The organism is Paenibacillus sp. J14 (genome assembly GCF_000518465.1).
Lineage (GTDB): Bacteria > Bacillota > Bacilli > Paenibacillales > Paenibacillaceae > Fontibacillus > Fontibacillus barengoltzii.
On record NZ_KI912442.1, the window covers coordinates 133019 to 144661 of the forward strand.

At 53.7% G+C, this 11643-nt stretch carries 11 protein-coding genes; 1 reads left to right on the forward strand and 10 read right to left on the reverse strand.

Annotated elements, in window-relative coordinates; all coding sequences use genetic code 11:
* Nucleotides 1–139: 139 nt before the first annotated feature.
* The gene (locus tag M891_RS0122775) at nt 140–1288 is read right to left on the reverse strand and encodes a glycerate kinase (RefSeq protein ID WP_036701634.1); all 1149 of its coding nucleotides are present in this window, start codon (nt 1286–1288) and stop codon (nt 140–142) included.
* A 14-nt stretch (nt 1289–1302) separates the two neighbouring features.
* Complete coding sequence (locus tag M891_RS0122780; RefSeq protein ID WP_028540397.1) at nt 1303–2322, reverse strand: SDR family oxidoreductase; 1020 nt, start codon at nt 2320–2322, stop codon at nt 1303–1305.
* 263 nt (nt 2323–2585) lie between these two features.
* On the opposite strand from M891_RS0122780, the gene M891_RS0122785 reads away from it, so the two are divergent.
* A complete protein-coding gene (locus M891_RS0122785; protein ID WP_016314392.1) occupies nt 2586–3980 on the forward strand; it encodes an MATE family efflux transporter in 1395 nt (464 codons plus the stop codon).
* A 62-nt stretch (nt 3981–4042) separates the two neighbouring features.
* On the opposite strand, the gene treR is transcribed toward M891_RS0122785, so the two are convergent.
* From treR to M891_RS0122825, 8 genes are all read right to left on the reverse strand, one after another.
* Nucleotides 4043–4765: a trehalose operon repressor gene (treR, locus tag M891_RS0122790; RefSeq protein WP_028540399.1), complete on the reverse strand. Its 723-nt coding sequence runs from the start codon at nt 4763–4765 to the stop codon at nt 4043–4045.
* Between the two features lie 22 nt (nt 4766–4787).
* Nucleotides 4788–6473 (reverse strand): alpha,alpha-phosphotrehalase, encoded by a 1686-nt coding sequence (gene treC / locus M891_RS0122795; RefSeq protein ID WP_028540400.1) that lies wholly within the window; start codon nt 6471–6473, stop codon nt 4788–4790.
* Between the two features lie 66 nt (nt 6474–6539).
* Nucleotides 6540–7967 (reverse strand): PTS system trehalose-specific EIIBC component, encoded by a 1428-nt coding sequence (gene treP, locus M891_RS0122800; protein WP_028540401.1) that lies wholly within the window; start codon nt 7965–7967, stop codon nt 6540–6542.
* 247 nt (nt 7968–8214) lie between these two features.
* Nucleotides 8215–8391: a hypothetical protein gene (locus M891_RS25645; protein ID WP_164744063.1), complete on the reverse strand. Its 177-nt coding sequence runs from the start codon at nt 8389–8391 to the stop codon at nt 8215–8217.
* A 195-nt stretch (nt 8392–8586) separates the two neighbouring features.
* Nucleotides 8587–8997 (reverse strand): YjdF family protein, encoded by a 411-nt coding sequence (locus M891_RS0122810; RefSeq protein WP_016314398.1) that lies wholly within the window; start codon nt 8995–8997, stop codon nt 8587–8589.
* Nucleotides 8998–9219: 222 nt separating this feature from the next.
* The gene (locus M891_RS0122815) at nt 9220–9759 is read right to left on the reverse strand and encodes an NADPH-dependent FMN reductase (RefSeq protein ID WP_028540402.1); all 540 of its coding nucleotides are present in this window, start codon (nt 9757–9759) and stop codon (nt 9220–9222) included.
* A 229-nt stretch (nt 9760–9988) separates the two neighbouring features.
* Nucleotides 9989–10513 (reverse strand): VanZ family protein, encoded by a 525-nt coding sequence (locus M891_RS24485; RefSeq protein ID WP_051417187.1) that lies wholly within the window; start codon nt 10511–10513, stop codon nt 9989–9991.
* A 46-nt stretch (nt 10514–10559) separates the two neighbouring features.
* On the reverse strand, nt 10560–11459 hold the full coding sequence (locus M891_RS0122825) for a D-Ala-D-Ala carboxypeptidase VanY (RefSeq protein ID WP_028540403.1): 900 nt from the start codon (nt 11457–11459) through the stop codon (nt 10560–10562).
* Nucleotides 11460–11643: the final 184 nt, after the last annotated feature.

Below are 11643 nucleotides of genomic sequence, written 5' to 3' on the forward strand. Positions count from 1 at the left end.
ATTATCCCTTTCATTCAGAAGCGGGAGGCGAATCCCCTCCATCCCCTGATGCAACGGGATAATCGTCAAAAGGAGCGTAGCCGCCTATATTCTCCCAGGACCAATGCGACGCTGCAGCGCTTGCCATAACCATAACCCATCAGCTAAGCCGCAGCAGGCGGCCGATGTTCTCGCAGGTGCGCTGCACGTTGCGCGGCCCGGCGGCGAGCAGCTGCGGCAGGGCGGCGGCGCCGGGGGTGATGCCGAAGATCGCGTCGATCCCTTCGGCGTAGAGCGCGTCCGCGCCTTCACCGATCGTCCCTGCGATCGCGATCACGCGCTTGCCGGCGGCCTTGGCGATTCGGGCGACACCGTAGGGCACCTTCCCAAACTTCGTTTGGAAGTCGATGCCGCCCTCGCCGGTGAACACCACGTCCGCCGCCGCCACCTTCTCCCGCAGGCCGGTAAAGTCGAGCACAATCTCGACGCCCCTGCGCATTTCGGCCTGCGTAAAGAGCAACAGCCCGGCGCCCAGCCCGCCGGCTGCCCCAGCGCCCGGGACGTCACGCACGTCCCGGCCTAGCTGCCGCCGCGCCACCTCCGCGTAATGCGCGAGCGCGGCGTCCAGCTTCTCCGCCATTGCGGCGGTGGCGCCCTTCTGCGGCCCGAATACCCGGGACGCGCCACGATCGCCGCAGAGCGGGTTGTCGACGTCGCAGGCGACGATTAGGTGCGCCTGCTGTAAGCGGGGATCCAGCGCGGACACGTCGATCCGCGCCAGATCCCCGAGGCGGCCGCCGCCGCGCGCCAACAGCCGGCCCGCCGCGTCCAGGAAGCGCGCGCCCAGCGCTTCGGCCATGCCGGCGCCGCCGTCGTTCGTCGCGCTGCCGCCCAGGCCGACGATGATCCGGCGCACGCCTTGATCCAGGCAGGCGCGGATCAGCTCGCCGGTGCCGTACGTCGTAGTCTGCAGCGGGTTGCGCCGATCCGGCGGTACCAGGTGGAGCCCGCTGGCCGAGGCCATCTCAATGGCCGCTGTCTGCCCGTCGCCCAGAAGGCCGTACTGTGCTATGACCGGGTCCCCCAGCGGCCCCGTCACCTCCAGCGAGCACAGCCTGCCGCCGGTGGCATCGACCAAAGCTTGGACGGTCCCTTCCCCGCCGTCGGCCATCGGCACGTGGACGTAATGCGCATCGGGGAACGCTTGGCGCAGCCCTTTTTCCATGGCCTCACACACTTCCTTGGCGGTCATGCTCTCTTTAAACGAATCCGGCGCCAACACGAACGTAGGTTGACGTACGTTAGTCACTGGTGGTCCCTCGCCTATTCCTTCATGAACTTCGCAGCTGCTTCCATCGCCCCGACCACGCGGTCGCACCAGGCGTCGAATTCAGGATCAGCCACTTGCAGCTCTGGGTGCGCCAGAATATGCTCCACCGTCTGCCGGATCCCTTGATCTACCCGAACGGTAGCCGTAAAGCCGGGTACAAGCCGTTTCAGCTTGCTATTGTCAAAAACGACCGTATTGGCCTTGTCACCCAGCAGTCCGCCGCGGAAGTCGTACGGGCCGTTCTCCGCCAAAAATTCAGAAGCGACATGCACGGCGTTCAGCTTAACACCCAGCGCATCCGCAATAATTTCGTAAATTTGGTTCCAGGTCACGCTTTCGTCGGAGGTAATATGCACGGACTCTCCAATCGCATGAATGTTACCCATTAGTCCAATAAAGCCCTTGGCAAAATCACTGTTATGCGTTAACGTCCACAGCGACGAGCCGTCCCCATGAATTAAGACGGGCTTGTTCAACAGCATCCGTTGGGCCACTTGCCAGGATCCCTTGTTGCCATGGACACCTAGCGGGATCGAGCGCTCATCATAAGTGTGGCTTGGCCGCACGATGGTGATGGGGAAGCCGTTCTCGCGGTACTCCTTCATCAAATATTCCTCGCAGGCAATTTTGTTGCGGGAGTAGGCCCAATATGGATTGGACAGCGGCGTCCCTTCGGTAATTCTGTAATCCGACAAAGGAGTTTGATACGCCGAAGCCGAACTAATGAAGATAAACTGCTTCGTTTTCCCGGCAAACAAGCGCACATCGCATTCCAGCTGCGCCGGTTCAAACGCGATGAAATCCGCTACTACATCAAAGGTATACCCTTCAAGCTTCTTCGCCACCTCAGCTTCCTGATGAATATCAGCCTCAATGACATGTACACCCGGCGGCAAATCCTTATTCCGCGTCCCCCGGTTCAGCAGATACAGTTCCCAGGAGCTGTCCTCCGCCAATTGTCGGGTAATCGCCGAGCTGATTGTTCCCGTACCTCCAATAAATAGCGCTTTCAAAATAATCCCCTCCCAAGTCAAATTCACCCAATCCCCTTCATCGTACCACCTTGAACCGCAATTTCCAAATGTCCCCGGTCTTCCCCTTCCCTCGCTAGATAGATTGCCGAAATACATTGACACGGCTCCGTCAAAAATGATATCTTCAACCCTGCCCGCGATAACCGGGTTAGTTACTTGGTTGCTTTAGCTTCATTTCGAATTATCCGATAATAAGATTCATAGGTTGGATTGATCTACCCATTATTAAAGAAAAGAATGTGATGACGTTGAAGCCCCTATTTGCCCGTCTGCAAAATAACGCCTTCCTCGAAAAGCATCTGTCCGGCGAGTCCATGGATTATCGACAGATCTTTGCCTTGTATCTGCCGATTCTGATCGATCAGGCTTTTATCGTTGGCCTGAATCTGGTCAATACCGCCATGATCAGCTCGTCCGGCGTAGCCGCAGTCAGCGCGGTCAACATCGTGGACTCGCTGAATATCTTCCTGATCAGCGTGTTTGTTGCTGTCGCGACCGGGGGTACCGTGGTGGTCGCCCAATACAAAGGCAGCCGCAACGACCGTAACGTCTCCCGCGCCTCTGCAGCAACGGTTACTGCGGTGACCCTGCTCGCCGTTGGCATTGGGCTGCTGCTCATCGGCTTTCACAATCCGCTGCTCAAGCTGCTGTTCGGCGCTGCATCGGCCGATGTATTAGACAATGCTCGCGTCTATCTGATCGGCAGCAGCATCTCCTACGTCGGGCTGGCCGTGGTTCAAGCCGTCTGCTCCGCACTTCGGGGCATCGGCAAAACTCGGGCATCCCTTTCCCTATCCTTGATCATGAATCTGATGTACGTCCTTTTGAACCTCTTGTTGATTACGCTGCTGGACATGGGCGTCCTCGGAATGACGCTGGCGATCAATATCGCCCGGTTCGCCGGCGCGGCCTGTGCGCTATATTATTTGTTCAAAATGGAAGCCTCTCTTCACCTGCATCTCAGTGACCTGTTCCGCTTCCCGATTGAGATGCTGCGTAAAATTCTATTCATCGGCATCCCGTTCGCAGCCGAGCAGCTGTTCTTTAACGGCGGCAAGCTGCTGACCCAAGTGTTTATTGTCAGCCTGGGGACTTACGCGATTGCAACCAATGCCATTGGCGGCTCTCTGGCCGGGGTGTTCCAGATTCCCGCCGGCGCGCTCTCACTGACGATTGTCACCGTCGTTGGTCAATGTATCGGCAGCGGCAACGTAAGTGATGCGCGGAAGTTCATTAAGTCCTTCCTCTGGCTGGGGTCCGGGTCGCTGGCCTTAATTAGCTTGATTTTGCTGCCGCTGTTCCGACCGCTTGTGAGCATCTTCTCGCCGCCGTCTGATATCGTAAACGATATCTTCCTCGTGCTCCTGGTGAGCTCCATCGCCCAGGTTCCGCTCTGGTCGATCAGCTTCATTCTGCCATCTGCCTTGCGGGCGGCAGGTGATTCGCGCTTCACCTCGATCACCTCGATGCTGACGATGTGGTTATTCCGGGTCATTCTCGGCTATGTGCTTGGCATCACGCTGGGCTTCGGCATCCTCGGAGTTTGGGTGGCCATGTGCAGCGAATGGGGGGTACGCGGGGCCATCTTCCTCTGGCGCTTCCGCGGGAAGAAGTGGTACGCCCATAAACTCATCTAAATGTCCAGCCATATCTCAAAAAAAGGCCGCCCCATAATAGGGCGGCCTTTTAGCACGGGAGCTCAACTATTCGAATGAATCCGCCGCGCAAAGTCCACGAAGCGGAATTTGTCCGGCCGGTGCCGGGATTCCGTGTACTGAAACAAGCTGGCGTCCTCCAGATAGACATGGCTGCGGATCACGACCATGTTGTGGAAGCCTTCCAGATCAAGCTGCTGCTTGTCCTCGTCGCTAGGCTCCTCGATGACGATTTCTTTTTTGGCGAAACTAATCTTCAGCCCAAGCTCCTTCTCCAAATACTCGTAGATCGAGTTCTCGCAGATTTCCCGGGTTAAGGACGGCACGTACTTCGCGTTCAAATAATCCTTATCGAGCAGGACCTTCTCATCGTCAAACTCTCGGATACGTACAACCTTCCATACCTCATCCTTATTAGAGAGATTGAGCTGCTGCTTCACGTACGCATCCGGCTTCCCCCGGGACAGCTCATGGACTAGGGTGCGGGGCTTCTCGCCCATCTTGCCGGCCAACTCCTTAAAGCTCACCAGCCCGGATACGGGGAAATCGACCATGTTACTGCGAATGACAATGGAGCCTTTGCCCTGCACTTTCTGGATATACCCGTTCTGTGCCAGCAAGGTTAAGGCTTTGCGAATCGTTTCCCTCGACGTATGGTAACGCTCCTTCAGCTCATGCTCGGACGGGAGCAGCGATTGGGGTGCAATCTCCCCAGCTTCGATCTGCCGCACAATGTCGTTGTGAATCGCCAAATACTTGTTTATCATGCTTTACGACCCCAAACTTTGTTTACGTTCTATGAAGATAATATACCACAGATTCGTAGGGTCTTAGCCGAAGATGTTGAGGGTCCGCCGGGGAATCGGCGTAGTTGGACAACAGCAACCGACATTCGTACTCGTGCCAGCCGTCTCCGTCAGGCAGCTTAAATTCCGCCTCCTCCGCAAAAAAGTTGTTCACCACAATCAACTTCTCCGCTCCGCCGTCACGCACATAAGCAAATACCGCCGGGTCGTCTTCGGCCAGCAGTTCAAACCGCCCGGTCGTGATCACCTCATACTCTTTCCGCAGTCGGATTAACTTCTGATAATGATAAAAAATCGAGTCCGGATCCGCGACCGCCCGCTCCGCATTGATCTCCTTATAGTTGTCTGCTGGGCGAATCCACGGCGTACCGGTCGTAAACCCGGCGTTAGGCCCGTCATTCCATTGTACCGGTGTTCGGCCGTTGTCCCGCGATTTTTGCGCTAGAATCTCCAAAATATCGGACTCGGACATGCCGCGCTCCTTCAGAATGCGGTATATGTTCAGCGACTCCACATCGCGATAATCCTCGATCCGCTCGAAGCCCGGATTCGTCATTCCGAATTCTTCCCCTTGATAGATATAAGGGGTGCCTTGCAGCATGTGCATCGCGGTGGCCAGCATTTTCGCCGATTCCCGGTGATACTTCCCGTCATCCCCAAACCGTGATACCACACGGGGTTGATCGTGATTACACCAGAACAGCGCGTTCCACCCGCCGCCTTCGTACATTCCGGTCTGCCACTCCGCTAGAATCTGCTTCAACCGCAGGAAGTCGAGCTCGCCCTTCGCCCATTTCTCCCCGTTCGGATAATCCACCTTCAAATGATGGAAGCTGAAGGTCATGTCGAGTTCCTTCCGGTCCGGATGCGTATAGCGAACACAGTGCTCCAGCGAAGTGGATGACATTTCCCCGACGGTCATCATACCGTACCCGCTAAACACTTCGCGGTTCATCTCCTGCAGATACTCGTGGATTTTCGGGCCGTCGGTGTAATATTTCCGTCCGTCTCCGGGAGCCACCGACCCGTCATCGTCCAGAAACCGCTGGTCCTTGGAAAGCAGATTGATGACATCCAGCCGGAAGCCATCCACCCCTTTATCAAGCCAAAACTTCATCATCTGATAAATTTCTTGGCGCATCCGGGCATTCTCCCAGTTCAAATCCGCCTGGGTCACATCAAAGAGGTGAAGATAGTATTGCCCTGTGGTTTCGTCGTATTGCCAAGCGTTGCCGCCGAATTTGGACACCCAATTGTTTGGCGGTCCACCTTCCTTGCCCTCTCGCCAAATGTAATAATCCCGGTAAGGGTTGTCCTTGGATGACTTGGCCGCGACGAACCATGGATGCTCGGTTGACGTATGATTGACGACGATATCCATCAAAATCCGGAGACCACGCCGATGGGCTTCCTCCAGCAGTTGATCGAAATCCTCCATCGTGCCGTAGGGTTCAAAGATCTGATAATAGTTGCGAATATCATATCCGTTGTCTCGTTGCGGCGAGTCGTACACCGGCGTCAGCCAGATCACGTCCACGCCCAGCTCTGCAAGGTAATCCAGCTTGCGAATGATCCCTTGCAGATCGCCGACTCCATTGCCTGTCGTGTCGTTGAAGCTCTTGGGGTAGATCTGATACACGACCGCCTTCTTCCACCAAGGTTCCGTCATTTCCAACACCTTCCCTTTCCCACAAAAATCGCAAAGGAGGAACAAATCTGTTCCTCCGCCGGATGCTTAATTTTTCTTGAACGATACTTTGCCGATGTTAGCTTTCGCGAAAACCATCGTGAGGATAAACGGAATCACAACCGCTACGGCCATTGCCAAAGCGAAGGTCACCATATGCTGCGGCTGGATGGACAAGATGCCTGGCAATCCGCCAACGCCGATGGAATTAGCCATGACACCCGTGCCAACCGAGATCACAGCTGCCACCAGCGACCCGATCATCGCAGCGAGGAACGGGTATCCGTACTTCAAGTTAATCCCGAACATCGCCGGCTCCGTAACCCCGAGGTAACAAGAGATGGTTGCCGGGATGGAGACCTGCTTCTCCTCTTCATTTTTTCGATTGATAAAGATCATGGCCAGTACGGCCGAGCCTTGTGCGATATTCGAGAGCGCAATCATCGGCCACAGGTTCGTTCCGCCGAGCTCACTCATTAATTGCAAGTCAATCGCATTCGTCATGTGATGCAGCCCGGTGATGACCAGCGGCGCATACGCGAATCCGAAGATCGCGGCGAACAGCCAGCCGAACGAAGACGTCAGACCCGAGTAGACTACATTCGAGATAAACGAACCGATATGCCAGCCGATCGGCCCAAGCACCGTGTGGGCAAGCAGAACGGTAGGCACCAGTGCAAAGAACGGAACCACGATCATCGAGATCGATTGCGGCACGATTTTACGCAGCTTCAACTCCAGGAAGGATAACACCAGTCCCGCCAGGATCGCCGGAATGACCTGTGCCTGATAACCGATCATTTCTACCTTGGCAAACCCGAAGTCCCAAAATGGAATTTCCGTTGCACCAGCCACGCTATACGCGTTAAGCAGCTGAGGCGAGACAAGCGTGATCCCCAGCACAATGCCGAGAATCGGTGTAGCGCCCATCTTCCGTGCAACAGCCCAAGTAATGCCGACCGGGAGGAAGTGGAAGATCGCTTCACCAATCAGCCAAAGGAACGCATGGGTTCCGGCCCAGAATTGCGAGACTTCGACCAGGGTTTTCGTACCGCCGTCCAACATTTTGATGTCCCCGATAATATTCCGGAAGCCGAGGATCAGACCCCCGACCACAATAGCCGGGATCAGCGGGGTGAAAATATCTGCCAAATGCGCAATCATCCGCTGCAGGAAGTTCATGTTCTTCTTGGCAGCTTCCTTTGCTTCCTCCTTCGAGGTGTCGCTGACGCCGGCGATTTTGATGAACTCGTTATAGAATGATGCCACTTCGTTACCGATGATGACTTGAAACTGACCGGCTTGGGTAAACGTGCCTTTAACCAATTTGATGGCCTGGATCTGTTCGACATCTGCCTTCTTTGGATCAACTAACACGAATCTCATGCGGGTCGCACAGTGGGTGACAACCGAAATATTTTCGCGGCCGCCGACATGCTTCAGCAAATCGTTTGCCGGTTGAGTATAGTTACTCATGGATGGTTCCTCCTTCTTGAAGTCCTAGAAGATAATTTCATTTATTTTGCAGCAAACGACAGAACATGATGCCAATCGACCCTTATCCAACTTGTATATACATGTTTTTGTTTGCGTTTTCATTTTAACTTGTATATACAAAACCGTCAATCCCCATTTTTCGACAAAAAAAAGTGCCCCTTCATCAAAAAATGAGGGACACTTACTGAAGTAATTAGTGTGTTCTATGATGGCTTCAATCCTGGGATTAACCGATATAACCTTTAGCTTTCATGGCCTCGTACGCGGCTTTTTCATTCTCATCCTTAATCTGATATTCCAATGTTCCTTCGACAATTTTCGCGCAGCGCCCGCCAAACGGTTTCAGGGAATCCTTGATCTCTTTGAGATCCGGCGTTCCCTTCAAGGGATAATTGACTTTCATGTGTCGTCCACCTCCTAAGGTACAATTAGCAGACGCTGCCGCCCCATTGATATGACAAGCATCACAATGCCGACGTACCCCAGAAGATCGATATCATTGAGATGTTTCTAAAAAGAAAATGGCGAGCAGGAACGAAAGTCCCGCTTCGCCATCTTCTTTCTTCCTATTGACGCATGATGGAGAACGAGATCACCCCTAACGTCCGCGGTGCTTCTCCTTCGCCTTCCGAACTTTTAGCTCTCGAATCCGCTCCTTCTCTGCCTCCCGTTGTTCCCGGGATTGGAGCTTGCGGATCCGCTTGCGCTGCTCGTACTCCAGCCGGATCGCCTCCTGGGCAAAGGTGGAGGCCCCTCTTCGGTTCAGTTCTGCAGCAGCTTGCCGGGCCAACCGCTTGGGGCTGACCCGTTTCACCTCGCTGGGCTTAACGGCAACCTCCTGGGTTAGTCGTTCCAGCAAAGCGTCCAGCCGACAGCGAATAAACTCGAGAATTTCCTCATCCTTCGGCTCTTTCCCGAAAATGTAGCGCGCGGCTTTCAGCTTGCCCTGTTCCTGCACCTCGATGACACCGATCCAAAACTGGCCATCATGATAAACCGTCAATTTCATTGCACAATCCCCCTCTAATCAATCGGAACGACGGACATCCCGAGGGGGGAAGGTTACTGACACGGCCCTAAAGCTCCGTGCGTCTGGACTACCAACCAGACTGTGTTTTTACGTTCCAAATTCTAATTATACGAGGCCTAACCTGCACCGACAATCATGCAAAAAACCCCCGCGCCATATCATTTAGGTACAGGGGTTTCAAAATCGAAGTCGGAATAAATCTTAACGCAGTGTCTTCAACGCACCGCTCCAAGCAAGCACTTGGTCCAGCATGTCGTTCAAGTTCTTCAAGTGCATGTCAGCAGGCTTGAAAACAGTGTAATTCTCGAAATCGGTGAACAGCGACAGGGCTACATGTGCACGCACGTCTGCAATCAGCAGCTCGCCCAAAATGCCGCGCAGATGTTCAGCTGCACGCGCGCCGCCAACGGAACCATAGCTGACGATCCCGGCTGCTTTGTTGTTCCATGCTTCACGCGCATAGTCCAGCGCATTCTTCAGGGCACCTGTAATACTGTGGTTATATTCTTGCACGATGAATACGAAACCGTCCAAGCCGTTCAACTTGCTATTCCAAGCCGCGGCTTGCTCGCTGGCATCCGCTTCGCCGAGCAACGGCAATTTGAAATCTGCAATGTCAACGATTTCATAATTGGCGTCACCGCGAGCATCCGCATGCTTCTTCACCCATTCTCCGACCTGCGGGCTCACGCGCCCATCGCGGGTACTTCCCAGGATAATCCCGATGTTCAATTTAGACATGGTTCTATTCCTCCTTGATTGGTTTTATGGTTTCGTTAATCCACCTGACATTTTGCCCCAGAAACAATGCTGTCACACCACCAGGCATGATTCCGAACTTCTCCAATATCCTTAATTTGGATTAATCAAACTTGAGTTAATGATATCCGCCACAATTCCTTTTGTCAAGCAACTTACAAAAAGTGTGCATTGTGATTTTACTTAATACACGTCCCCGGTATTCTCATCATTATCCTTCTTCTGTCCGAACCCCACCTTGCTGCTTCAATGCAGCGGTTCGGATGCGGTACAAGGAATAACCAAATAATGCTCCACCCGTATTGAGGATGAGATCATCCACATCAAATTGACCAATCGCCAGCAGAAGCTGAGCGCATTCCAAGCTGAAACTCGCTGCAAATGCGTAAACCAAGGTCACGATCCAAGTGATGTCTTTGTGGCGGAATACCAGTCCTAGAAGTATCCCAAACGGCATAAAAATCAGCACATTGCCAAACAGGTTGATCATCTCATGCGCCGTCATCCCCTTTAGGCTTCGCGTAATTTCCCGCAAAGGAACGAGATTGCCTGCCTGCAATCGTTGACCTAGAAAGTCAGGGGAATGCAAATTCGATAGCAATCGTCCCCAAAGCCAGGCCGGCTCCATAGGATGAAACTTCAACAAAATGATTTTTACTAAAAGGCATATATACAAGGCGAACAGCACACGAATGCTCACGTCCTTCCGCCAGCGTTGTGCTCCCATGGGCTCCATCAGATCCCTCACTTTCATGATATCCAGACTCGGGCTCACTGCCGAACTACTCGCGAACGGTGACGATAACGCCGTCCATATTATTGCCGGAAATCTCATAACTGCCCTGCGCCGGCACCTCAATGGTCCGATCTTTGGATACCGGATAGTAGAAGACGTGATACTTCTGGCCTTGTACTGTGATGCTCACCGACTGTTGCTCCTTCAGATAATCCAAGTATTGCTCCAGCACAAACCCGTTTTCGTGAATGATGGCGCTATGCGGCAGACCCACGTACCGGAAGTGCCAAGGCTCGAACTGAATGCCTGTGATCGCCGTTTTGTCGTCCGGGTATCGCAAAATAAATCCATATTTCCATGCATTCTCCTTCAACCACCGGCCTTCCGGGGCGACATTCATCTCCGCTTGGGACGACCCGATGTCCAGCGACAGCCCCAGGTTATGCTCGCTGTATCCGGCCGGCAATGCCAGCTTGGAACCCATTTGGCGGTACAGCTCGTCCTGCTTCTCTTCGTCCCGGTACCCGCTGCTGATCAGGAAATGGTTGATTCCTTCCTCCCCGGCGGCCTTCACCATCGTTGCAAAACGTTCCGCCATGCGCGGCGACAACAGGACTTGGTTATCTAACACGCCAAATCCGTCGATGAACTCAGGATTCTTGATCAGGCTCACCGCTTCTTTCTCAGGATGTAGCCCCTTGGGAACGGGATGGTCCTTGTTCACCAGCAGCAGATCACCCTGATATATCATCTCCTTGGTGACATCAATCGTCATGCTCTTTGCACCCTGCGATGAATCGGAAGCAGGATCATTAATGGGCTCAACGTCCTCTACACGCGGTCTTGAATCTGAGTCCTCCGGCGTCCGCACGATTTCGGCCTTAAATTTAGAAACCCCGTATCCCAGCAGCACCAGGATCATTAGGCAGATAATCCACTTTTTCACGTCAATTTCCCCCTAGCTTTTCTTCCCCTTTAAGATACCTTTTATAAATTAAGAAGAATGGGAGGAAAAAATAAAGTTTTTCTTAAATTTGATGAGGGAGACGCATGGAATACCAAACAGACAACGCAAAAAAAGCGCAAGCGCGAGGGGGATCCCATCACACTTACGCTTCTTGCTTTTTCCT